Genomic DNA, 24,064 nt, shown 5'->3' with positions numbered 1-24,064 from the left:
CAAAAAAGGACATGGCGGTGAGTCTCAACCAAGCACAAAGATACGAAATACGAGCGCTCAATGCGGCAAAGATCCCCCCGAAAAACATAGCCTTGCAGCTGAAGGTCCACAAATCCACAATCTACAGGGAACTAAACAGGGGCGGCGGCCGCCAGCATTACGACCCGGTCAAGTCGCAGGAACGGGCAGACCTCCTTGCCGCGACAAGTCACCTGCATTACGACTACGACGAGGACGACTGGAAAATCGTGGACGGGAAAATCAAGGAAGACTACTCTCCCGAACAGGTGAACGGACGCGCGAAACTCGATGGGATGGGTGTCCCTAGCGTCGCCACGATATACAGGCATGTGAACAAGGACGAGGACCTGAAGAAGCACTTGCGGCACGGCAAGAAACCATACCGTAAGCGCGGGGAGAAGAAGGACAAGAGAGGCCAGATTGTAGGCCGCGTGCCCATCGAGGAACGTCCGGCAATCGTGGACGAGAAATCACGCGTAGGCGACATCGAGATAGACCTGATAAACAGCGCGGACCATGACGCGAACCTGCTCACGATCAACGACAGGATGACGAATTACAGCCTGATAAGGTATCTTCCGACGAAGAACGCGAAAGACCTGAAGAGAACGCTTGTGAGGGCGCTGAAGGACTTTGAGAAAACGTTCGAAGTCAAGATTCTCACAATCACTTCGGACAACGGGAAGGAGTTCGCCTGTCACGCAGAAATAGCGAAAGCTATGAAGGCGGATTACTACTTTGCGAACCCGTACCACTCCTGGGAGCGCGGTGCCAACGAGAACATGAACGGTCTAATACGCCAATATCTTCCCAAGAAGGAGTCGTTCAAGGGAATCTCTCCCCGGAAAGTTCGCTGGATACAGGATAAACTGAACAACAGGCCTCGAAAAAGGCTTGACTTTATGACCCCTTTAGAGTATATTTATACGCAAGTTAAACTACAAACCTAAGTCGCGTTAGCGACGAAAATCCGCCTTGTAAAAAGATCCTATCGCGCGTATTTCAGAAAAGGGGATTCTTAGACAACCCAGCATCTTCCTCTGCCACTTGAGCGATTTTTTGCGCAAAACTAGATGGGAGTTTTTCAAAAAGTTCCGAAGCAGAAACCCAGATTCCATCTAAACCCGCGTTCGGCTTGATTTGCACTTTTAACACTCGGCAGCGAATCTTGTAACGGGTAATGGAATGCTCTACAATTCCTGCCCAACTGCACTGGTCGATTTTTTCCCAAGGAATCACGGACTCTACAATTCCAGGAATCCGATTGCGAAACGCGTCGGCGTATTCAAAAAGCGGGAACATCAACTGATTTTTAAGAAACGGAGAACGAGGAGAGACTCGCAACAAAAAATTTTCATTTTTGTCGCAAACGACAAGCGCAAAACCCGTCCACGATTCGTAGCGGACTACTTTCTTTTTCGGAAATTCATTTTGCCGATTTTCCTGTTTTGCCTGACAGATTTTTTGAAGCGGACAGTTTTCACAATCCGGATTTGAGCGTTTGCAAATTTTCCGTCCGAGTTCCATCAAAGCTTCGTTTGTTAAAAACGCCTTATCCGCTTTCGCCCAACGAAACGCTTCATCCCAATAAAAATCTCTTTCCTTTTTTCCTTCGGCGGGTAAAAAATCCCACAGTCGCAATCTGGCAAAAATGCGTACAAGATTGCCGTCCAAAATCGCTTCGGGCAGGTGAAAAGCAAGACTTAAAATGGCTCCCGCCGTATAAGCGCCTATTCCCGGCAACTGTTCCAATTCTTTGCGCGCCTGCGGAAACATTCCTCCGTTTTCCGCAAGAATTTTTGCTGTCCGTAAAATATTTTTCGCCCGACTGTAATAGCCAAGCCCTTGCCAATGCTGCAAAACATCGTTTTCTTTTGCCTTTGCAAGCGTCAATACATCCGGAAAATCCTGCATCCATTTTTTGAATGCCGTTTGCACCGCAGAAACCTGCGTCTGCTGCAACATCGTTTCGCTTATCCAAACCGCATAAGGATTTCGAAATTCGTACAAATTCTCCAAACGCCAAGGAAACGATTCCCTGCTCTCTACAAACCACTTGCACAGGGATCTATTTGCCGAAATAATACTCGTGATAAACCTTTTTATAAAATTCCCATTGAGCGGCAGCCGCTTTTTCCAACGTAAAATCCTTACTGCGCTTGTAAGCGTTTTCGCGCATCGGCAAATAAGACGACTCGTTTCGACGCAGTTGAATACATTCGTCAAGCTGATTCATCCACGCCGTCGCATCGTCGCTGGGAAGGATGTAACCGCAGTCCTTGCCGAAAACAATATCTTGCGGTCCGCCCTTATCACTTACAATGGCGGGCGTTCCCGAAGCAAGCGCTTCGACAACAACATTTCCAAAGGTATCCGTGGTGCTGGGGAAAAGCAAAAAGTCCGCATCGGCGTAAAGACCCGCCAAAATTTCACCGCCCTGAACACCTGCAAAATGCACTTCCGGCGCACCAGCAAAATCCTTTTTAAGCTCATCCAAATACCAGCCGTCACCGACAAACATCAGCTCCGCATCATCATGCGACTTTCTAAATTCCAGCCACAGATTTTTAAGCAGCGGAAGATTTTTTTCTTTGGAAATACGACCGACATAGACAAAGCGAACTTTGTTTTTGGAATCCGAAAAGCGTTCCCACGTTCCCTTGCCACGAAAATCCGGGCTGTAATTGTCCAGGGGGATTCCGCGCCGAATAATTTCAATATCTTTGAATGGAACTTTGATGTCCTTATTTAAAATGTTCATATAGTCTTTACACGGGCTAATGACCGGGCGCGTAAAACCGTAAAAAATCTGCATAAGCATTAAAACGTAACGGTGCATCCACTTCGCTTTGACCAGCGTCTTTGTGTAAGTCGGAACGTCTGTGCGATAATGGCTTATCACCTTGATTCCCGCAACTTTGGCGCACAAAGCAACCGCCCACGCTCCGGGACTCGGCGTTTCCACTTCAATCAAATCAACGGGATAACGCTTCAGCAGACGAAGTGCCGGCGCAATATGCGGAATGGCCAGTTCGCTATTTGCATAACCCAGCTGTTCCATGCTAAAAATGCGAGGCAAAAGAATGACGTAGCCATTTTCCACCACTCCCCTTTCCCGCGTATTAAAAGCGTTTCCGACAAGAGCCGCCTTATAGCCGTGTCCTCGCATAAAAGAAATGACATGGCGCAAATTATTGGCAATGCCGTTCACTTCATCCAAATTGTCCGAGTAGAACGCGACACAAATATCGTCTGCAGAATGTTCCGCCCGTTTTTTTTTCAAATAGAAGCGGAGCTTTAAAAGTTTCGGCAAATTTCTGAGAATTTCCCAAAAGACAATGGGCGGAATCATGCAAGTGCGAATGTTGCCCGGCGGCTGATGTTTGAACGAAAAAAACTTGGGAAAAACGCTCGTGACCGTTCTTCCGAAAATCGAAGGCCTAGTGTCGGTTGTTGAATTGAACGCATTCTGCATAGCGAGTACCTGTTCCGCCAAAAATATCCAAAGAACTGCCGATTGTCAAATCCACCCGTCCACTTGAAATTTCATTGCAGCGGATTAAATCGTCAATACTTTTTGCTCCGCCGGCATAAGTCACAGGAATCGGGCTTTTTTGAGCGAGAAAGCGGATGAGCGATTCATCCATTCCTTTTTCCAGGCCTTCCACATCGGCTGCGTGAACCAGAAATTCGCTGGCGTATGCAGCAAGGGATTCCAAAAGTTTTTCGTCCACTTCGGAATCGGTAATCGTCTGCCAGCGGTTTGTGGCGACATTCCAACCGTTTGCGGTTTTGCGGCAGCTCAAATCCAGAACGAGCTTTTCTTTTCCGACGGCAAATGAAAGCGCCTTGACTTTTTCCATATCCAACTTTCCGCCGTTAAAAATCCAGCTGGTGACAATCACATGGCTAGCTCCAGCATCCAAAAATTCCTTGGCATTTTCCGGAGTAATGCCGCCGCCGACTTGCAACCCGTTCGGATATGCTTGCAGAGCTTCCTTGGCAGCTTCTGCGCAGCCCTTGCCGAGCATAATGACGTGCCCGCCCTTCAATCCGTCTTTTTTGTAAAGATGGGCGAAATAAGCCGGAGAATGTTCGCTGGTAAAATGCGTCAGGGGCGTTTCCGAATCCGAAAGGGTCCCGCCGACAATCTGTTTAACTTTGCCTTGATGAATATCGATACAGGGGCGAAATAAAGTCATATTTAAAATCCTGTAATGCTCCAATCAAAAACATTGCCGTTCGCCTTGGAGCGTCCGCGCCAAAAATAGATTTCTCCGCCGAGCATCAGTTTTGTCGCTTTTTTGGCAAACCAACCATCAAAATTTTCGAGCATGGAAAATTTCTGCCGGGGCTTGGTCATATCTATGGTCAGCGTATCCGACGCATTTTGCCACAAAACTTGAAAAGGCGATTTAGGAAAATTCTTGCCGTTGTAATCTTTACCGTCTGCAACAATTCTTTTCGGAAAAAGAATCTGCGTTCCGTCGGTCGTTTGCTGCAACAAATACCCGAAAGGATTTCCCTTCTTGTCGATTGCGATACGACCGGCATAAGCGCCTTTTGTCGCTTCGCTCAAATTGAATGCCCGAACGGCGATGTCCGTCGCATTTCCTGATTGCCAGGTATGCTCCATATAGCCATAGCCTTTCACTTCCAGCGTGTCCTTGTCATGAGCGATTTTTCCACTCACCCGTCCGTAGGGAATCAAAATCGCCGAGCCATACTGGTTATCGCCGACTTTCCAATTGCCATTGCCCGGAACCATTCCCTTATGCGCGCTGGAAAATGTCACATCCAAAAGAAAGGAACCAAAATTTTCCTTGTTCGCCGTAAAGAGAACCCGATGTCCCTTACCAGGCTTATTCTCCATCAGATATTCCTCTTTGATGGAAATGCGAACTTTGGATTTGTCTTCGGAAAAACGCTCCAGCGGATATTGCCGACCGATATTGGAATTCTTGCCTTTTAGCCCGACAAACGCAATATCGCAACCGATTTTCTTCCCCGAAGTCGGAATGATGATCGTCGCATAATTTACATAGGCGCGCGTACCATTATCAAATACGAAAGAATAGGTCCACGCTTCGGTGGATTTTTCAGACTTCATCGCTTTAGCAAAAAAATCCGAATTATCCGTATGGCGAAAATTGCCGGAGGGCTGTTGAATTTCATTTCCGGCTGCTGCCAAAACGATTCCTGCAAAAGCAAAAATAAAAACGAAAGAATTTAAAATTCGCATATTCTTAAAATTAGAAAAAGTGAATGTCCGTTAAGTTATTATATTTCTCTGTACACGTTCTATCACCATACGGAGGATTCATGAACTTGAAATTATGGGCTAGCTGCGGGGCGATTATCGCATCCGCAACTTTTGCACAAGATGCTTCATACACACAGACGGCGCCCGTACAAGGCGTTCAGATGGTGCCCGTTCAAACAGCGCAGGGCATTCAAATGATGCCCGTCGCTCAACCGGTTCAAGGAACGCAAATGCAAGCCGCTCAGCCAACGCAAATGCAGACCGCCGACCAACCGCAAGCAGCGCAGATGGTGCCCGTTCAAACGGCGCAAGGCGTTCAGATGATGCCTGTCGCCCAGCCGGTTCAAGGAACGCAAATGCAGACCGCCGATCAACCGCAAGCGACGCAGATGGTGCCCGTTCAAACGGCGCAAGGCGTTCAGATGATGCCTGTCGCCCAGCCGGTTCAAGGAACGCAAATGCAAGCCGCTCCAGCCGTTCAGCCTGTCGAAGAAAAAAAGCTTGAACCGCTCAGCCCATTAGATGCCAAGCTATCGGTTCTTCGCGGCAACTCGTACAATTTCGTGGGAAACGAACTCGCTGCACCCACCGTCGGCCTTCGTCTCGGACTTCCCTATATGATGTCCTTTGACCAATTCCTCTATGTGGAACCTACAAACAATAAGGGATATGTTTCTTTCAAAAAGGGATTGACCTTTTATGGCGGCCTCGACAATTCCGTTGGAGAAGTCGGCCTGATGACCATCGGTATCGCTTCGCCTTCTTTCGGCTTAGGTGTGGATATCGGCATTTCCAAAAATTATCGTACCGAAAAACCGGACGGCGGCGATGAAGTGGAAACGACGACCATCAACGTTGGCGACGACGTAGGTTTGAATTTCGCTATGCCCATCGGTGGACTGGCTCTTGCCATCAGCGCGGATTGGCTCACCACAGGCGACGAAGAAACAACCGATGAAGAAGAAAATGATCTTTGGCGTCTAAGCGGCTCTATCGGCTTGACAAATAATCCCAGTGCCAGAGATTTCGGCTGGTCCGCAGGATTGCAATTTTTACGGAACACGGAAACACAGGAGCTTACCTCTGGCGGAAAAACGGTGGACATCACCTCTCCGAATAGCCGCATCGAAATCGACCCGTATTTCAACTTCGCCTTTAAAGTTCTTCAAAACGATATGGCCCGCGTAATGCTCGGTTCCAATAACATGTTTGCCGTGCAAATCTTTGACAAAGGCGACGCCGCTTCGGACACTTATAAAGAACACATGGAATTTGGTCTCCAGATTACGCCGAATATCTGGGCGGACGTTGCCATCACAGACAACTGGTTCGCATTCGGCGGCCTTTCCCACAATATCCTGGTGTTTGGCTATGAAACCGTCAAATATGACGACGATTCCGAAGAATCGCTAATGCAAATCCACTCCTCGCAAACCAAAGCCCAACTCGGTCTGCGCTTCCAGTGGAAGATGCTCGCCGTAGAAGCAAGCCTCGAAGACGTTGTCTATGAAAAGTCTTTTGCGGCGGCATTCAATGGCGAAAACCTGTTCCTCAATATGGGATTTTTCCTGAACTTCTAAGGAGATTGAAAAATGAAAAAAACAACGATTGCATTTTTATTCCTTCTGTCTCTTTCTTTGTTTATCGCTTGCAGTGCCGACGTTGTATCCGGAGATTACAACAACTCCGGCATTGTCAACGAAAGCGGTTATGTAAGCAGTTCGTCTGCTGATAGGGATTACTCTTCGGAAGATTCCGAAGAGTAATCCCTATCAGCACGCCAAATAAAGTCTGGCGAAAAGCAAAAATCCTTGAAAAAGCTCACGACTTTTTCAAGGATTTTTTATAAGTGGAATAAATCGCGACAGAGATATTTTTAAGAACACGGCGAAGGTTTAACAGCAAACAGACACTGGCCGGAACGCACTTCCATCGAGGGCTTCGCAAAGACCTGCGAAACGACGACATCTTCGTCCGCGACAACGGGGATTTCCGTCTTCATGCTTTCAAGGACAGCCAGAGTCTCGCCAGCCTTGACACGCTTCCCGGCTTCGCTGACGACAAGTTTCCACAGGCTTCCGGCGACCGGCGAATAAACACCTTCTTCGCCTTCGGAAAGCGTCACCTCGGCAACAGGCGCCGATTCGGCACTGTGGCTTTCAAAGGTGAATTGCCCCGTGCGAATCCAGCGTTCCTTTTCCTCTTCAAAAGCCGTTTTCCGCTTGATTTCAAAAGCGGCAATCGACTGAGCGTTGTCCGCGAGAAAATTCTCGTATTCCGTGATGTCGAACGAACTTTCCTCGATTTTGACATGGAACTTACCCGCGACGAAATCCTTCCGCATCTGCAAAAGATCATCTGCAGAAACTTCGTAAAAGCGAATCTGGTCAAAAAAGCGCAGCAAATACGGCAACGGAAAGTCTGCAGTCTTTTTGAACCGGTTCCACATTTGCACCGTTCTTCCTACAAATTGATAACCGCCCGGGCCTTCCATTCCATAGACGCACATGTAAGCTCCGCCGATGCCCACGGCATTTTCCGGAGTCCACGTGCGCGCAGGATTGTACTTGGTCGTCACCAGGCGATGTCGCGGATCGAGAGGAGTCGCGACAGGCGCACCCAAATAGACATCGCCAAGCCCCATTACGAGGTAGTCCGCATCGAAAATGATTTTCTTGACGTCCTCAATCGAATCGAGTCCATTTACGCGACGGATAAACTCGATGTTGTTCGGGCAGCACCAAGGCGCGCCGGGGCGAACTGTTGTCACATATTTTTCAATGGCGATGCGAGTCTGCGGATCATCCCAAGAAAGCGGCAAATAAACCGTTCTTGTCGGGACCTTCGTCACTTTGTTCTTTTTCAAATGTTCCGAAAGTTCCTTGAGAATTTTTAGAACTTCGCCTTGGCGAATCTTCCTGATGTCATAATGAATCTGGATGGAACGAATGCCGGGCGTCACATCGATAACGAAATCCTGCATCCGATCTTTTACGGCAAGCATCCAGGCATGCGCTGTGAAACGGAGCCGCAAGTCAATTACCGCGGGTCCGAATTCGAGCAGCAAATAGTCGTCGCCATCGGCGCGGACGACAATGCGCTCCATCTCGTTTTCTTTGTGAAATTCGGCAATAATGGGTGTCGTCACCGGCACGGCTTCGAGAGCAGGAATTTCTGCAGAGGCCTTTTCCGGATTTTGCAAATTCGCTTCCCGGGCCAACCGGATTTCTTCTGCTTTTTCCACGGAAATGGGAACAAAATGAACTTTGTCTCCACTCTTCAGCTGACCCATTTTCCAAAGTTCCGCTGAAACGATAGTCACCGGGCATGCGAAACCGCCGAGACTTGGTCCATCGACACCGAGAATTATCGGCATATCTCCCGTAAAATCGACAGTTCCGACGGCATACGCGTTATCATGCAAATTCGAAGGATGCAGACCTGCTTCCCCGCCGTCCGGGCGAGCCCACTTCGGTTGCGGTCCAATCAAGCGGATGCCAGTCCGCGACGAGTTGTAATGCACTTCCCAAGTCGCACCGAAAAATTCTTCGATATCCTTTTCCGTCAAATAATCTGGAGCGCCATGCGGACCATATACCACGCCGATATTCCATTCGGAAGTCAATTCAGGAATCGCCTTCGGAGAGGACGTAACCGGATGTCCATCCATGTCGTTTCCAATATGGAGAATATCGCCCGCCGAAAGAGCGCGACCGCCATGGCCGCCAAAACCGCCTAGCGTAAACGTCGATTTGCTGCCCAGATAATCCGGCACGTCAATTCCGCCGCGAATTGCCAAATAAGCGCGGTTGCCACATTTCGTCATGCCGAATTTCAGAACATCGCCTGCCGAAATTTTGACCGGAGCATTTTTCGGACACGCCTGTCCATTCAGTTTCGCCGGAAAATCGCCGCCCGTCCAAGCGATAACCGTTTCCGTATGAAAGCACACCGAGCAACCGGAAATCGTCATTTCAATACCGGCAGCGCCTTCCGCATTGCCGACAATTTTATTCGCCAAGCGGAAACTGTAATTGTCCATCGGGCCAGAAGGTGGAATGCCAACATCCCATAACTTCAAGCGACCCGGATAATCTTGGACAGTCGTTTGGAGGCCCGGTGCGAGAATTTCGAACGTGCGATTCTTGTATTGATAATCGTTCAGAATCCAAGTAGAAACATTTCCCGTGACAAAAGCGGCCATTTCAAGAACGTCTTTCAAAAGCTTGATATTTGTTTCAAATCCGCAGAGTCGCACTTTCGCAAGAACCGATTTCGCCCTTTCGATATTTTCGTCCCGATCCTTGCCAGCGACAATAACCTTCGCCAGAAGCGGATCGTAGAATGCGCTAACATCTGTCCCGCACGAAACCCAGGTATCAATGCGCACTCCTTCCGGGAAAGAAACTTCCGTCAAAAGACCGCTCGAAGGGCGGTAATTTTTGCCGGGGTCTTCCGCATAAACACGAAACTCCATCGCATGCCCTTGAGGGGCAAATTTCTGTCCGATTTCAAACGGGCGGATTCCCGCAGCCTGCTCGATCATCCAGCGAACAAGATCAACATTGAACACGGTTTCAGTCACTCCGTGTTCCACCTGTAAGCGGGTATTCACTTCCAGAAAATAGAACTTGTCATTTTTCGCATCGTAGATAAATTCTACGGTTCCCGCAGAACGATACTTGACTCCTTGAACCAATCGCAATGCTGCAGCGTGCAAAGCTTCGCGCGTCATTTCCGGCAGATTCGGGGCCGGAGTTTCTTCGACGACTTTCTGGTTGCGCCTTTGCACAGAGCAATCGCGTTCACCGAGAACAACGGCATTTCCTTCGCCATCTCCAAAAATCTGTACTTCAACATGGCGACCGCGTTCCACATACTTTTCGACGAAAAGTCCAGAGTCCTTAAAGTTATTTTCGCTTAAATGTCGAATTTTGTCAAAGCTATTTCGCAGGTCTTCTTCGGAACGGCAAATCGTCATGCCGATGCCACCACCACCCGCCGTACTTTTCAACATTACCGGATAGCCGATTTCATCTGCACCACGAACCGCATCTTCAATGTCTTTTAAAAGACCTGTTCCGGGAACCAGGGGAACGCCGAATTTCTCGGCAAGTTCCTTGCTGCGATGCTTCATGCCAAATTCCACAAGCTGTTTCGGAGTCGGTCCAATAAACGAGACTCCATTTTCTTCTAGAGCCTTCGCAAAATCCGCATTTTCACTAAGGAATCCATAGCCCGGATGCACTGCTTCGGCTCCTGTCTTTTTAATCGCTTCCAAAATGACAGGCACATTCAGATAGCTGTCCTTGGCTGCAGCAGGCCCGATGCGAACCGCTTCGTCCGCCATCAGAACGTGTGCCGCAGATTCGTCTGGATCCGAATAGACGGCAACGGATTGGATTCCCATCGTTTTCAACGTACGGATCACTCGGCACGCAATTTCGCCTCGATTGGCAATCAAAATTTTGCGAAACATACAAACTCCTTGAATAATGAAAACTTTTTAAGAAACGGAGAGAATTCTCAACAGAAGAGTTAAAATGCCATTCGGATTTTCTAGCTCCTCGAGAATGGAAAAATGATTTTTGCCCGGCAGTTCGGCAAAATACCCGGGGATTCGTTCACGGGATCGCAACTCTGCAAATTCCAAGCTTTGACGCCGGAGTTCCGGAAGTTCATCCGCACCGCAAGCGACGACAACGGGCTTTGCAATGCAAGGGGAACGCATCGGGCTCAAGTTCTGGATTTCGCACTCCGAAAAAGACAGAGCTTTATTCAAATACGACTTGGAAATCGGAAGCAAATCGTAGATTCCGCTAATCGCAAGAGCTCCTCGAACACTTTCCTCGGAGAGAACGGAAACGGCTAGATGCGCCCCGGCGGACCATCCCGAAACAAATATCCGGGAGACATCGGCACCGAAACGCCCCGCATTCTTACGAAGAAAATCCAACGCAGAACGGATTTCTTGGACAATTTCCGTCAGCGATGCATTCGGTGCGAGAGTATAGCCAACCGATGCCACGTGGAATCCCAAAGAAAGCGGACCCTTCGCCAAAAAACGAAAAGTTTCCTTTCGCCGCATTTGCCAATACCCGCCGTGGATAAAGACAAGGATCGGACTTCCTGGATTTCCCGGAAAATAGTCTATTTTCTCACGCGGAAGCGTTCCGTATGGAATATCCATCGTGTCCGGAAACGCTGCGGCAATTTCTGCGCTGCGAATTTCAAATCCTTCCAAGATTTTTGCACTTTCAAAAACTGCACGCGTATTGTCGTATGCAGCGTCCAAATCTTCTTGGGAAAATTCTCTATAGACAATTTCACGCATCAAAAACGACCATCCGGATGGGAGTCGGGTTGTAATCATTGCACGGATTGTTTAATTGTGCGCAATCCGAAAGCAAAAAAAGAACATCCATGTCCGCGCGCATTTCGATATACTTTCCCGGTCCCGAAATGCCGTCCGCAAATTCCAAGCGTCCTTTGTCGTCCAAAATGACCTTTGTGAAAAAATTCAAATTGCAGACCTGATCGCGCTTACTCATCCCAAAATCTTCAAGAGTCCGGACGAATGTGTCGCGACAACTGTGCATATATCTCGTCTTGTCCGTATAACGCACGACGTTTCCTTCGGCGGAGCATCCGCTGCCGAGAGTATCATGCTCTCCGCAAGTGTCCGCAATCACGGTGAGCATCGGATTGTCGTCGTTGGAACGAATGACCGTCCCCACCTCAATCATCGTATTCCTCTGTGCGGTAATCGTATTCGGAGCGCTGTAGCGTTCTGCCGTATCGTGGGCGTTGTAAATTTGAACGTCTCCGGACTGATTTCCTTCCACATCGATCAGTCGAAGAACCTGGCCTTTCCGAAGCGGGAGCATCTTGCCTTCGCCCGCATAAACGGTCACATCATAGACCGCTTCTTCCAATTTCCGATCGCTTTCTTTCAGCTTCATAGATCCTCCTCGTCCCAGATGAGCATTCTCACCGGAGTCGGGTTATACGCGTTACAGGGGTTGTTCAGTTGCGGACAATTGCTCACAACGGCATACACATCCATTTCCGCTTTCATTTCCACATACTTTCCCGGGCTCGAAATGCCATCTGCGAAATTCAAATTTCCCTGTTCATCAAAGGGAACGTACATGAAAAAGTTCAAATTGTTCACTTGATCGCGCTTGTCAAATCCAGGCTTCGCAAGCAAAACCTTGAGAAATGATTCACGGCATGCGTGCATGTAACGTTTGTCCAAAGCATAGCGGCACGTGTTGCTTTCGCAAGAGCATGCGCTCCCGAGCGTATCATGATCGCCGCAGGTATCCGCAATAACGGTAAGCATCGGATTGTCGTCATTTGAATAGAGCTTCGTGCCTACACCCACCAAACAATTCGACTGACGTTGCACAGTTTGCTGCACACTGTAGCGTTCTTCTGGATTTGTTGCGCTGATGAATAGCGTATCAACGGCCTGGTTTCCTTCGAGATCCAAAATGCGGAAAATCTGGCCTTTTTTAATTAAGTGCATCCAGCCCTCGCCTGCAGGCACATCTTCCGAATAGACGGCGTCTTCTTCCCGAAGGGAGCTTTCCAAATATTTCGTCACCATTTTGAAACCATCCTTTAAAGATTGTAATCTGCCGTATTTATAAATCCGCGTCCATTTTCTGGGCACCAGATGAAGCATGGATCATCTGCCTCCGAAAATTCGCAAGGCAAGAGTTCCACCTTGACAGGCTTCCGCAGATATTCCTTCGATGGATTCAGCGGGTGCATTCCCGTGTCGATAACGACAAGCGTATCCATTTCGGCGCGTAGTTCCACATAATCGCCGGGTTTTGAATTGTTTTCGACAAACGTCATCTTGCCGTCCGATGTCACCACGACTTTCGAGAAGAAGTTCACGAGTTCCGTAAAATCGCGTTTGGTCATTCCATATTTGCCGATTTCCACCAAAAGGGAATCGTAACCATTTTGGAAAAAATCATTTTGATAATGTTGATAGTCGTGCTCACCAAAGCGTTCCTTGATCAAGTTCGCATGCGTACAACCGCAAAGCGGATCATGCCAGCCGACTGTATCCTTGACAACGCTCAAAAGAATGCGTCCCATATCGCTGTAAAGGCAGCAATTCTCGGCAATGCGAAAGACATGTTGAATTTTCAAAGTATCGCCCAAGTTAAAGCGTTCCGTAAAATTCTTTGCGTTGTAGCAAAGGAGCGAAGCGTTTGCGCCGCCTTCCAAATCTGTAAGTCGGATTTTCTGACCGCGTTTCACAATGCGGGAATAGTTCCAGCCACCCGCAATCGTTTTTGAAGTCAAAACTTTTTCGTTTTCCATAGTATTTACCTCTTGTTGGAATTTTGTTGGTGAATTTTACTTGGTCGAGTTTTTCTTCCCAACCATGTTCACGATGTTAAACGTTTCCACGGGAACCTTGTTTTCCACCGTCGGATGAATCAGGTCTTCCACATACTTCCGCGTTTCTACGAATTGCGGAAGGAACAGGCTTTCTTCGTTCCGCGGACGCGGCACATCGACTTCTACAAATTCTTTTACCTTGCCGGGGTTCGCCTGGAGAGTCAGAATCCTGTCCGAAAGGAATACGGCTTCGTCCAAATCGTGCGTCACAAAAAGAATCGTGATGTCGATGTTCTTCCAGACTTCGAGCAAATATTTTTGCATTTGCGAACGCGTTTGTGCATCCAGAGCGCCAAAAGGCTCGTCCATCAAAAGAACTCGAGGTTGCGGGGCAAGCGCGCGGGCAATGGCGACGCGTTGTTGCATACCACCCGAAAGTTGCTTCGGATAGTATTCCGAATACCTGTCAAGCCCGACGATTTCCAGCCATTGCCTCGCCGTTTCTTCCGCTTCATCCTTCCCGAATCCCGACGATTCAAGTCCGAACATCACATTTTGCTTCACCGAAAGCCAAGGGAAAAGCGTGTATTTTTGGAACACCATTCCTCGCTCGGCTCCCGTACCGGAAACTTTCTTGCCGTCCAACAAAAAGCATCCATCCGTCGCCGTTTCAAGACCGGCAGCAATGCGAATGAGCGTTGACTTTCCACATCCCGATGGTCCGATGATCGAAAGGAATTCGCGACGTTTCACTCCAAAAGAAATTCCGTCGAGGACGCGACGCAAGCCGCCATCGCTTTCAGGAAAATCTTTCACGATGTTTTTCGCTTCAATAATGAAATCAAAGTTTTCCATTATTCTTTTCCTTCAATTCTTTTTCCGCTTCTGTCAAGCGAAAGGAAAATACGTAGTTCTTTGGAGCGGTTAGTTCCCGACGCAATTTCACGAGGAAACTCACGCGCCCATCTTCCCAAGCGAACAAGTCCTTTCCTATTCTTGAAAGAACAAGATCGCAACCGAGTCCGATGATTCCTAAAATGACAATCGCCGCATAAACGTTATCGAAATTCCGATACTTCGCTTGTTGATTAATGAACCAGGTAATGCCGGAACTCGTACCGACTACTTCCGCGACAATCAAATACGTCCAAGCCCAACCGAGCAGGATTCGCATATCCTTGTAAATTTTCGGCGCAATTTCTGGAATAATGACTTTCATCAGCACGCGTAAAGGAGACGCACCCAAAGTCCGCGCCGCTTCTGTCAAAGCCGGATCCGCATGACGCGTCGTTGCGGATAGCATCGGAACTTGTTGAAAAAAAGTTCCAATAATGATAATTGCGATTTTCGGGGCATCGTTAATGCCGAGAACAGCGACAGCGAGCGCCCCAAAAACCGGAGCTGGAAAATACCGAAAAAACTCGATAAAGGGAGCGGTCAGCCTTTCCACAAAAGGAATGGAACCGCTGAGAATGCCAAGAGGAAGTCCGACAAGACTCGAAAGGAAAAACGCTAGGAAAACGATTTTTATCGAATGCAAAATACTTTCGTAAAACCAGACGTCCCCATCGCGTTTCGGCGGCGTGCGGAAAGCGGTCACCAGCGCTTTTGCCACAGAATGGGGAGCCGGTAGATAAGCGGGATTCACGCGCACGCCTTTCATCGGCACCTCTCCCACTGCAAGCAAGTTCGCATTCTCTTCCTCAAAATTTTCCCTGGCGATTTCATCGCCCGGTTCGCAAAACATACTTCCGCCCGCACCCGTTATTTGAATCAGCGGATGATAAATAAACGGGATATAGCTTACCGCACACCAAAGCGCGAGCGGCAAGGCGAACGAAAGAATGGCCAAAATTATTCTTCCGCGCTTCCCGGCTTCCTTTCGTATTCCAATTGGACAGTTCATGTTTTACGTCCCGGGTTAATTTGTCTTTTCTACTTTCCGTTAACGAGCTTTTCTGTGAACGAAGGATTGATATAGCGGTTCACATCAACGTGTTTGTCATAGACTTTGTTCTTCACAAAGAATTCATCGACTCGTTTACTCGAACCGTAAATCGACCCGTAAGAAGAATCCTTCTTGTTGAAGAATTTGATCGATTCGTTCAGCCGCAAGAAACGCGTTCCGCCGATAAACTTCGCATATTGCGATTCCGGAACACCAACGCGATCCGCCAGGATTTTGACCATTTCCTTCTTGTTTTTAGGATCATTCATGTAGGCGACCACATCGTCCCACGCAGCAACGACTTTCATCCATTCGTCCTTGTACTTCATCAGCGATTCTTGCGAAACGGCCAAGACATCATAGATGATGCCCGGTTCGTCAGCACTCGTGTAAAGCTCCTTGGAACCCGTCACCTTCTCAAGTGCGTTTACGGAATGCGGAACCCAGGCAACAACTGCCGAGACTTCGCCACTTTCCAAAGTTTGGAGCGCTTGGTGGGTCGGCATGTTCACCAGAGTCACGTCCGATTCCTTGAGACCATTCTTCAAAAGGGCGTTGATGAGAAGTGCATGGGAAAGGCAACCGATTTCCACGCCGACTTTCTTCCCTTTTAAATCCTTGATGGAAGAAATTCCCGGAGCTCCAACAATTTTATCATTTCCGTTACTATAGTCATTTATCAAAATCGTCACGTTCCGTGCACCCGTTGCATTCAAGACCATCGCATCGCCATTCGCCACTCCAACAGCATCGACTTTCTTCGCGGCAAAGGCATCCATAGACGGCCCATATTCGAACCACTCGAGTTTTACATTCACGTCGTGCTTCTTGAAAAATCCCTTTTTGTCGGCAATTTCCCAAGCAGTCCAGCCAGGCCAATCGCTATAAGCAATTTTCAAGACCGGCTTTTCAGCGTAAAGTGTCGCCGCAAGACCCATGGCCGCGGCAAGAAGGATTTTTGGCATTTTCATAAGTACCTCGCGTGAAGAGTTTCTGCAGTCCACAAAGCAAAAGCAATGCCAAAATCGAAAAGTTTCCGTTTTTTCAACGAATTTCGCCGCTTTTTATTTTTTTTTCACTCCGACTTTATAAAAACTTTTTATAAAGTCCTGACAGATTTGTAGAGAGAAAAAACATTTTAGCCCTTTTCGTCGTTTTCCCAGAAATCAAGCATACTTTGTAAAACATTTTTATAAAGATTTTTCTCATTACGTTAAAATTTGAATTTAATAGTGTCCGCTAAAAGTTAATCAATTTCGTAGAAAAGTTATAAAAAAAGACGGTTCCCGATAATCGAGAGCCGTCACTTTTGGTATCGTTTTAAATAACCACAAATAAAAGGAACCAAAAGCAGTATGAAAGATAGCAACTTTAGCGGACAGCCGGTATTTTCCCAGATAATGAAGCTTATTCCCAAGAACCTTGTCCTGTCCCTATCTAGACAGAACGGCGGGGAACGCTATGTCAAGAAGTTCGATGCGTACCAGCATTTGCTTGTGCTCTTGTTTTCCGTCATGGAGCAGTACAAGTCCATCAATCAAATCTTGCTGGGGCTCGAAGCGGAATCGAGACGACTAGTCCACGCCGGACTTACGGAGATCCCCAAAAGAAGCACATTCGCTGACGCGAACGGACGGAGACCGGCCGCGATATTTGAACGGCTCTACCATGAGTTGCACAAGAAGTACGAGCACTGTTTAGCGGACAGCCGGGACTATTTTTGGTCCAAAAGGCTTTATGTCATGGACTCGACGACTGTCTCCCTCTTCACCGACGTGATGAAGGGTGCCGGCAGGAACCCGAAGCTGGGCAAGAAGAAGGGCGGAGTCAAGGCGCACACCGTGATGAAGGATTCGTCTGGAGCGCCGGAGTTCGTCATCGTGACCCCGGCAGCGAAACATGACAGCACTGAACTCAAGAAAGTCAAGCTTCCCTCGGAATCATTTCTTGCTATAGACAGGGCATACATCGACTACAAGTTGTTCGAGAGCTTCTCCAAAAAGAAAACGACCTACGTGACCAGGATGAAGAAGAACCTCAAGTACGACCATGTGTCGGACAACCCCGTTTCAGACAACATACTTCGGGACGAGAATGTCCAATTTCATTTTGTCTCCCGCAAGAAGGAGCGAGTTCACAGGGCCCGCATAGTCGAACATTATGTCGAGGAGACGGGAAAGACATGGCGGCTGCTTACGAACAACAATGAACTTCCTGCCAAGGAAATAGTCGAAATTTATCGAAGACGCTGGCAGATAGAAACCTTCTACCGCAGTCTCAAGCAGAATTTTCCGCTTCATTTCTTTTACGGAGACAGCGAGAATGCGATCCGGATACAGATCTGGATAGTAATGATAGCTAACCTGCTGACAGCCATTGTTCGTGCGCAGACAAAAAGGAAGCTGAGTTTCTCCAGCACGGTTCTGCTGATACGCCAGTGTGCAACCTACTACGTAGACCTGTACAAACTCCTGGAATCTCCAATAAAGGCTGTAAGGGATGCATACGTCGGTGGACTCGCTCCACCGCAATCACAGCAGTCATTCCTGTCCCAACTGAACTGAGGGGGGGCTCGTATTTTGAAACAAGTCCCGTTTTCCTTGAAAACGGGACGTTTTGGGGATTATGAATTCATGAATTAAAGTTTAGCGGATAACAATAATTTGAATTTATCTTTTAACCAAGATGTCCTCCAATTCCATTATAAAAATCAAACAGCAAAACATTTTGCAAATCAAACGGGCACTCATTGCGCTCGGTTCTGCGACAAAACCCGAAATCGCCAAACACACGGGATTGACAGTCGCCACTTGCGGAAACCTGCTAAACGAAATGGCCAAATCCGGAGACGCTGTAGCGGAAAACCTGCGATTCTCCAATGGCGGGCGCCCGGCACAAGCTTACCGCTACTGCGCCGAGAAAACGCAATTTCTCAGCCTTCTCGCCATTTCCGAGAATGGTACGGAAAAAATCTACTACAGAGTTGTCGATGTCGCTGAAAAAACGCACAGCCAAGGTTCCTCCCTCGTCCGCCAAGTGAATCTTCCCACCTTGAAAAAAATGGCAATGGGAATTTTGAAAAAGAATCCGGCTATCCGACTCGTCACCCTCGGCGTTCAAGGCTGCGTCCACGAAGGAATCGTCGCCTTTAGCGATTTCCCCGAATTAGACGGGCGCGCAGTCCAAAGCGAATTAGAAAGCGCGCTCAAAATTCCCGTCTTCGTCGAAAACGACATGAATTCCATCGCACTAGGCTACTCGCGCGTAAACCAAAACGAAAAAGACATAGCCATTCTCTTTTTTCCAAAAGGCAACCCGCCTGCCGGAGGATTTCTCGTCGATGGGAATATCGTCCGCGGACATTCGAGTCTTTCCGGCGAACTTTCCTATTTCCCCTTCCCCTTTCCCAAAGGGAGCCAGCGGCGATTTTTCGACAACGCAAAGCGAGCACTGCCCGGCATCTTGCAAGTCGTCCAAGCGACAATCGTCTTCTTCGACCCCGCAGTCATTCTTCTCACCGGCAGCCTCTCGGAAGATCTAAAAAAGCTGAACTTTGAAAAACGTTTACAAATGCGATTCGCTAAATCAAAATTGCCCAAGCTCCTCATCCAGCCGAATACGCAAGAAGAATACTTTGCCGGAATTGCGCAACTATCCATTCAAAGGCTTTTAAAAATCTGATCGGGGCTTGTTTCAACATTTTTGAACGAATTTGAAAATCGATTCACATTTTTGGATCGATTTTTTTTTGCATTTCTCTTTATTTTTTCTCTCCGCAAAACTACTTTATAAAAGGTTTTTATAAAGTCAAGAGGTTCCTAATGAAACTCGACATCCGCTCATTGCTTTCTGCCTATCGCGATGGATCCACGACTCCCGAAAAAGTTATAACCGAATTAAAGAAAAAAATCGCTGAAGCGCCGGCTTCCATTTGGATTTCGCATACTTCCGACGAATCCCTTTCCCGCTATCTGAAAAACCTGCATTTGAAATCTCCCCGCGATCTTCCGCTCTACGGAATTCCCTTCGCCATCAAGGACAACATCGACCTCGAAAACTGCGAAACGACAGCCGGCTGCCCAGCATTCGCCTACACCCCAAACCGTTCCGCAACCGTCGTGGGCAAGCTCATTCGCGCAGGAGCCATTCCCCTCGGCAAGACAAATATGGATCAATTCGCCACAGGTCTTGTCGGAGTGCGTACTCCCTACGGCGCAATCCCCAACCGATTCGCTCCCGAATACATTTCTGGAGGATCTAGCAGCGGGTCCGCAGCAGCACTCGCCTATGGACTTTGCTCTTTTTCCCTCGGAACGGACACGGCAGGTTCCGGGCGCGTCCCTGCGGCATTCAACAATCTTTATGGCGTGAAACCGACTTGTGGACTTTTAAGCACAAAAGGAGTCGTCCCCGCATGCCGAAGTCTTGACTGCGTTTCTCTCTTTGCGCTCAATTTAAGCGATGCAAAGCGGCTTCTCGAAATTGCAAAAGGCTATGACGAAGACGACGATTATTCGCGAAAAGCTCCTGAAAACTTGGCGCATCTTCCGGAAAATTGGGCGTTCGGCGTTCCCGAAGAATCGGAACTTAATTTTTTTGGAAACGAAAATTATCGGAAGCTCTTCGAAGACTCCATCACAGCTGCGGAAAAAGCCGGCGGAAAAATGCGACGAATCCATTTTAAACCTTTTCTCGAAGCGGCTCGACTCTTGTACGAAGGACCTTGGGTTTTTGAACGGCATTCCGCTGTCGGAAAATTCATCGAAGAGCATTCCGCACAAATTCATCCCGTGACACGCAAAATTATTATTCCTCCATCAACGCCGCATCCGTCGCAAATCTTCGACGCATTTCACAAACTGCGCCACGCAAAAGCTCTTGCCGACCGGGAGATGGATCAAGTCGATTTTCTTATAACGCCAACCGTCGGCACCTGCTACAAGACAGCCGAAGTCGAAGCCGATCCGATCCGCCTCAACTCGAATCTCGGATACTATACAAACTACATGAATCTCCTCGACTTTTCGGCGCTAGCCATTCCTGTGGGATTTGCGGGGAAGTTGCCATTCGGTGTCACTCTCGTCGGTAAAGCCTTCGCGGAAAATGTCCTTTTCTCCGCCGCAGAAAAGCTCCGTTCGTTCCTAGCGCCCAAAATGGCGATTGCCGTTTGCGGAGCGCATCTACAGGGAATGCCTCTTCATGGGGAACTCGAAGACGCCGAATTTCTAGGGACCCAAAAAACTGCTGCGGAATACACCATGTTCGCCCTTCCTGGGAACATTCCCAAACCAGCACTCGTCCGTGCGGAAAAAGGCGGAAGTTCCTTCCATGTAGAGCTCTACGCGCTCCCAGCGGAAGAATTCGGAAAATTTATTTCCCAGATCCCCGCGCCACTCAGCATCGGGAAAATCCGCTTGGAAAACGGAACGGAAGTTTCCGGATTTTTAGGAGAACCAATAGTGCAAAAAATCGGCAAGAATATTTCCGAATTTGGCGACTGGCGAAAGTATTTCCTCAGCCTTTGAATTGCCTGTCAAACGAAACCGAATTTTCCTTGCGACCGTTCAAATTAACCAAGCGCGAAGGATTAAAGCGTATTCCGTTGCTTTGCGCAAATTCTGCAAACCTGTCCGCATTTTCAAAAAGCTCTTCTAAGCTCTGGCTTGTCAATACCCGCTGCCGAAATTCCGACGAGTCCGGTTCAAAGCCCTTGCATAGTCTGGCCGCCAGCTGTTTCAATCGCCCAAGCATTCCAAAAGGCGAAGATTCGCATCCTTCCGCCATCAATTCGTAATAAATTTTGAAAATACCACAAGCTTCTTGTGCGGACACATCCCGCGCAGGTTTGCCTTCTAATGCGTCCGCAATTTCACCAAAAAGCCACGGATTGTGCAAAGCTCCTCGTCCAATGGAAACTCCGCTAATCGCATATTTTTCCAATTTTTCAAGAGCGGATTGAACGCTGGAAACATCGCCGTTGCCGACCACAGGAATCCTTGCCGCAGCAGCAACTTCGCCAATCAAGTTCCAGTCCGCAAAACCGTTATACCCCTGCACTCGTGTTCTGCCATGGACCGTCAGCATATCAGCCCCTTCCGCTTCTGCAATTTTCAAAGTTTCCATGACATTGATGGAATTTTCATCCCAGCCGACACGACATTTGAGCGTCATCGGAATCGCTATCGCCTTTTTGACTTCCGAAAGAATTTTGGCCAGTCGCGGCAAGTCCTTTAAAAGCCCCGCGCCTCCGCCTTTTCCAGCGACTTTTGGAACAGGACAGCCCGCATTGACTTCAATGTAATCGGGCCGCAAAGATTCAAGAACTTGAGCCGCATAAGCCATCCGCTCCGGATCCCGGCCAAAAATTTGAATTCCAAAGGGGCGTTCTTCCGGGTAAAAATGGAGCTGTTTGCGATTTTTCAAACAAACGGCGAAGTTCCATCTGTCGATACAAATTCCGAAACCAGAAGTCCCATTCGATTTCCGGACAAAATCCGACATAATCGGCGAAAAGGAGCGTCGGTCACGCCGGCCATAGGAGAAAGCACCGTACAGGGAGAAACGCCGACTCCGGCAAACTGAAATTTATTTTTCAACATTTCTTCACATTTATCCACGAAATAGCCAACAATTACAAGACAAAAAAAGAATTTATCTCGCAGCAAATGTAATTTTTTCGGCCATAGGTTCTTATATTTTGAACGTGACGAATAGAACAAACAAGATTTAATTCAATCGGTAAGCCGATCCACAGGCATTGTCAAAAACAAAGTGCGTGTTGTTGTGGAACAATTCCTGGATTTCGTGGGAGAATCCCTCGTCGAGGGAAATTCCATTGAAATCCGTGGATTTGGCACGTTTGCCAATAAAGTTCGGAAAGCACGTCCTGTGCGCAACCCTCGAACGGGCGAACCGGTATTTTTAAAATCCAGAACCATACCGACATTTAAATTTTCCGCGGAACTCAAAGCGGCTATCGCACGTTCAGTGGAACTTCAAACAGAAAAAGTTTCCACAGCAAAAACAGTCTGACACCAAGACAATCGGCGAGCTATCGTTTTAAATAAACAGGGCGACTTCTTCCGGAGTCAAGTTTCGCCATGCGCCTTTTTCAAGCGAAGAGTCCAAGAGCAAGGCCCCAATCGAAATCCGCTGAAGCTCTTCCACGTGATTGACACGCGGCAAACATCCGGCGCACTTCGTGATACACGCCCTCTGCAATCGAAATGCGCACGAGTGTATCAGAAATTTTTCCAATTTCCGAGCAATGAAAGGCTTCTTTTCTCCTTTCAACAATACGCCTTCTTTCAAAATCCGAACTTGCGCCTCGTAATCGGACGGGCCAGCCGCGCTTCATAAGTTTTGAGCATTCCTTTTTTCGACTTTCCACCCGATGGATAAACTGCCCCTGATTGAAACAAAAGAAGACGTGAGTTCCGCATCCAAACGCCCAACACAATTCAAACCCATTTCAATCCATCCGAGAAGCAAGTCAAATACGGATTCATGGTCTCTTGTGATGCTGCATTTCATATCGCAAGGTTTATTCATCATCAAATACAGTTCTTCCCGGTCGAAACCTCTCACCATTGACCTCGAGGATTCCGGTTTCTTTCCAACTCTTCAAATGATCTTCGATATTCTTCCGCGATGGCAACCAATCCAAAGCGCACCATCCCTACAATTTTCCGGGTTCCAAATCCCAAGCGGGACAGCAATCTTTCTACGGTTAATTTTTGCATACAAATCTCTATTTAAGGGAAGATAAAAAAACGAACAATCCAACGCCGCCAGAACACAGCCGAACGCTATCCGATTTTTTCGATATCGCCGTCGATTCCAAAAATAATACACCTCAATTCCGCAATCGTTTTAGCACTGATAAAAATAAATCCCAAAATTCTAGCAATTGAAAAAGAGGCTACAAATCCGCCTTCAATCCTCAAAGGCTTTTCGCCCGTCCAATCCGCAAGAAAAATCCAATTTTCAAAAAAACGGGACAATTCCACTCATCGCATTCAATCCACCGACCACATAGCCCATTCGTTCATAGTCCTCATTCCAACGGATTCCCTCCACAACAGTCGGCTCAAAGCGGCAATGAAATAAACGAAAAAACGACCGGCCCAAACGAAAAACGCCTTTAGAATTTTCTTTCAAAAACCGGTTCGACAATCAAGGTCAAAAATTCTCGATCCGAATTTTCTTTTTTGGCTTTTCTTCTTTTCGTTTTTTTCTCTTATCTACCTTTTTTTTGTCGCTGAAGTATTTTTTTCAGCAGCCGAATCGCTCTTCTTTTCAAAAAGAAGCGGGCTGCAATTTTCACCGGCATCAAGCGGACGCGTTGTCTTTTCTTCCGACAGGGATTCCTTCCATGGATTTTCGGAATCGAAATCGTCCTTTTTGCTGCCAGCTCTTCGAAATCCTCCGGCAATTTCAAATCCGAGTCGGCATCTTCCTCGGAAATC

The 24,064-nt window shown here is 47.9% G+C and carries 22 protein-coding genes and 2 pseudogenes; 7 read left to right on the top strand and 17 right to left on the bottom strand.

The genetic code is table 11. The features are described from left to right. Window positions 1-11 precede the first annotated feature (11 nt). Window positions 12-971: an IS30 family transposase gene (locus BGX14_RS10035; RefSeq protein WP_095878741.1), complete on the top strand. Its 960-nt coding sequence runs from the start codon at window positions 12-14 to the stop codon at window positions 969-971. 52 nt (window positions 972-1,023) lie between these two features. Here the strand turns inward: BGX14_RS10035 and BGX14_RS10030 are convergent, their stop codons facing one another. The 4 genes from BGX14_RS10030 to BGX14_RS10015 are packed head-to-tail and all read right to left on the bottom strand — an operon-like array spanning window position 1,024 to window position 5,263. Continuing rightward, on the bottom strand, window positions 1,024-2,031 hold the full coding sequence (locus BGX14_RS10030) for an A/G-specific adenine glycosylase (RefSeq protein WP_143159425.1): 1,008 nt from the start codon (window positions 2,029-2,031) through the stop codon (window positions 1,024-1,026). A 58-nt stretch (window positions 2,032-2,089) separates the two neighbouring features. After that, complete coding sequence (locus BGX14_RS10025; protein WP_233126506.1) at window positions 2,090-3,517, bottom strand: glycosyltransferase; 1,428 nt, start codon at window positions 3,515-3,517, stop codon at window positions 2,090-2,092. Beyond that, complete coding sequence (gene hisA / locus BGX14_RS10020) at window positions 3,462-4,223, bottom strand: phosphoribosylformimino-5-aminoimidazole carboxamide ribotide isomerase (RefSeq protein WP_073304835.1); 762 nt, start codon at window positions 4,221-4,223, stop codon at window positions 3,462-3,464. The genes BGX14_RS10025 and hisA overlap by 56 nt, the downstream gene beginning before the upstream one ends. Before the next feature lie 2 nt (window positions 4,224-4,225). Further along, on the bottom strand, window positions 4,226-5,263 hold the full coding sequence (locus tag BGX14_RS10015) for a hypothetical protein (RefSeq protein ID WP_073304837.1): 1,038 nt from the start codon (window positions 5,261-5,263) through the stop codon (window positions 4,226-4,228). An 80-nt stretch (window positions 5,264-5,343) separates the two neighbouring features. Here BGX14_RS10015 and BGX14_RS10010 point away from each other — a divergent pair, with 80 nt between their 5' ends. Together BGX14_RS10010 and BGX14_RS15565 are read left to right on the top strand one after the other, a co-directional pair. Beyond that, complete coding sequence (locus tag BGX14_RS10010; protein WP_073304839.1) at window positions 5,344-6,864, top strand: hypothetical protein; 1,521 nt, start codon at window positions 5,344-5,346, stop codon at window positions 6,862-6,864. Between the two features lie 12 nt (window positions 6,865-6,876). Further along, window positions 6,877-7,050 carry a hypothetical protein gene (locus BGX14_RS15565; protein ID WP_158223293.1) on the top strand — a complete coding sequence of 58 codons (174 nt, stop codon included), beginning with the start codon at window positions 6,877-6,879 and terminating at the stop codon, window positions 7,048-7,050. Window positions 7,051-7,160: 110 nt separating this feature from the next. On the opposite strand, the gene uca is transcribed toward BGX14_RS15565, so the two are convergent. From uca to BGX14_RS09970, 8 genes and pseudogenes are all read right to left on the bottom strand, one after another. Next, window positions 7,161-10,763 carry an urea carboxylase gene (uca, locus tag BGX14_RS10005; RefSeq protein WP_095879826.1) on the bottom strand — a complete coding sequence of 1,201 codons (3,603 nt, stop codon included), beginning with the start codon at window positions 10,761-10,763 and terminating at the stop codon, window positions 7,161-7,163. Between the two features lie 27 nt (window positions 10,764-10,790). Further along, window positions 10,791-11,618 (bottom strand): alpha/beta hydrolase, encoded by an 828-nt coding sequence (locus tag BGX14_RS10000; protein ID WP_095879825.1) that lies wholly within the window; start codon window positions 11,616-11,618, stop codon window positions 10,791-10,793. Then, window positions 11,611-12,246 (bottom strand): DUF1989 domain-containing protein, encoded by a 636-nt coding sequence (locus tag BGX14_RS09995; protein WP_073304845.1) that lies wholly within the window; start codon window positions 12,244-12,246, stop codon window positions 11,611-11,613. The genes BGX14_RS10000 and BGX14_RS09995 overlap by 8 nt, the downstream gene beginning before the upstream one ends. Then, window positions 12,243-12,896: an urea amidolyase associated protein UAAP2 gene (locus BGX14_RS09990; protein WP_095879824.1), complete on the bottom strand. Its 654-nt coding sequence runs from the start codon at window positions 12,894-12,896 to the stop codon at window positions 12,243-12,245. Before BGX14_RS09990 ends, BGX14_RS09995 begins: the two co-directional genes overlap by 4 nt. A 14-nt stretch (window positions 12,897-12,910) precedes the next feature. Beyond that, on the bottom strand, window positions 12,911-13,627 hold the full coding sequence (locus tag BGX14_RS09985; RefSeq protein ID WP_095879823.1) for an urea amidolyase associated protein UAAP1: 717 nt from the start codon (window positions 13,625-13,627) through the stop codon (window positions 12,911-12,913). Window positions 13,628-13,663: 36 nt separating this feature from the next. Further along, window positions 13,664-14,503 (bottom strand): ABC transporter ATP-binding protein, encoded by an 840-nt coding sequence (locus BGX14_RS09980; RefSeq protein ID WP_095879822.1) that lies wholly within the window; start codon window positions 14,501-14,503, stop codon window positions 13,664-13,666. A gap of 106 nt (window positions 14,504-14,609) precedes the next feature. Continuing rightward, window positions 14,610-15,554 (bottom strand): annotated as a pseudogene (locus BGX14_RS09975) (ABC transporter permease); the annotation flags it as partial. Between the two features lie 29 nt (window positions 15,555-15,583). Continuing rightward, window positions 15,584-16,567, bottom strand: coding sequence for an ABC transporter substrate-binding protein (locus BGX14_RS09970; RefSeq protein WP_078775928.1), 984 nt, complete (start codon window positions 16,565-16,567; stop codon window positions 15,584-15,586). A gap of 384 nt (window positions 16,568-16,951) precedes the next feature. On the opposite strand from BGX14_RS09970, the gene BGX14_RS09965 reads away from it, so the two are divergent. From BGX14_RS09965 to atzF, 3 genes are all read left to right on the top strand, one after another. Next, window positions 16,952-18,160: an IS4 family transposase gene (locus tag BGX14_RS09965; protein WP_095878730.1), complete on the top strand. Its 1,209-nt coding sequence runs from the start codon at window positions 16,952-16,954 to the stop codon at window positions 18,158-18,160. Window positions 18,161-18,281: 121 nt separating this feature from the next. Then, window positions 18,282-19,277: an ROK family protein gene (locus BGX14_RS09960; protein ID WP_073304856.1), complete on the top strand. Its 996-nt coding sequence runs from the start codon at window positions 18,282-18,284 to the stop codon at window positions 19,275-19,277. A 140-nt stretch (window positions 19,278-19,417) separates the two neighbouring features. Next, window positions 19,418-21,121, top strand: a complete 1,704-nt coding sequence (gene atzF / locus BGX14_RS09955) for an allophanate hydrolase (RefSeq protein ID WP_095879740.1) — start codon at window positions 19,418-19,420, stop codon at window positions 21,119-21,121. Here the strand turns inward: atzF and BGX14_RS09950 are convergent. Continuing rightward, entirely contained in the window at window positions 21,111-22,019 is a 909-nt protein-coding gene (locus BGX14_RS09950) for a tRNA-dihydrouridine synthase (protein ID WP_233126505.1), read from the bottom strand. The two genes, atzF and BGX14_RS09950, sit on opposite strands and share 11 nt — an antisense overlap. After that, window positions 22,016-22,195 (bottom strand): tRNA-dihydrouridine synthase, encoded by a 180-nt coding sequence (locus BGX14_RS16150; RefSeq protein ID WP_233126504.1) that lies wholly within the window; start codon window positions 22,193-22,195, stop codon window positions 22,016-22,018. The genes BGX14_RS09950 and BGX14_RS16150 overlap by 4 nt, the downstream gene beginning before the upstream one ends. A 127-nt stretch (window positions 22,196-22,322) precedes the next feature. Here BGX14_RS16150 and BGX14_RS09945 point away from each other — a divergent pair. Next, a pseudogene (locus BGX14_RS09945) lies at window positions 22,323-22,628 on the top strand (HU family DNA-binding protein); the annotation flags it as partial. 79 nt (window positions 22,629-22,707) lie between these two features. Here BGX14_RS09945 and BGX14_RS16145 read toward each other — a convergent pair. From BGX14_RS16145 to BGX14_RS16135, 3 genes are all read right to left on the bottom strand, one after another. After that, the gene (locus tag BGX14_RS16145) at window positions 22,708-22,953 is read right to left on the bottom strand and encodes a hypothetical protein (protein WP_233126502.1); all 246 of its coding nucleotides are present in this window, start codon (window positions 22,951-22,953) and stop codon (window positions 22,708-22,710) included. Between the two features lie 226 nt (window positions 22,954-23,179). Further along, window positions 23,180-23,338 (bottom strand): hypothetical protein, encoded by a 159-nt coding sequence (locus BGX14_RS16140; protein WP_233126501.1) that lies wholly within the window; start codon window positions 23,336-23,338, stop codon window positions 23,180-23,182. A gap of 501 nt (window positions 23,339-23,839) precedes the next feature. After that, a partial coding sequence (locus BGX14_RS16135) for a hypothetical protein (RefSeq protein ID WP_233126500.1) occupies window positions 23,840-24,064 on the bottom strand: 225 nt, incomplete at its 5' end.

Origin of the sequence: Fibrobacter sp. UWS1, assembly GCF_002300445.1 — a bacterium.
GTDB classification, from domain to species: Bacteria; Fibrobacterota; Fibrobacteria; order Fibrobacterales; family Fibrobacteraceae; genus Hallerella; species Hallerella intestinalis.
This window is presented reverse-complemented; position numbering and strand designations above follow the sequence as displayed.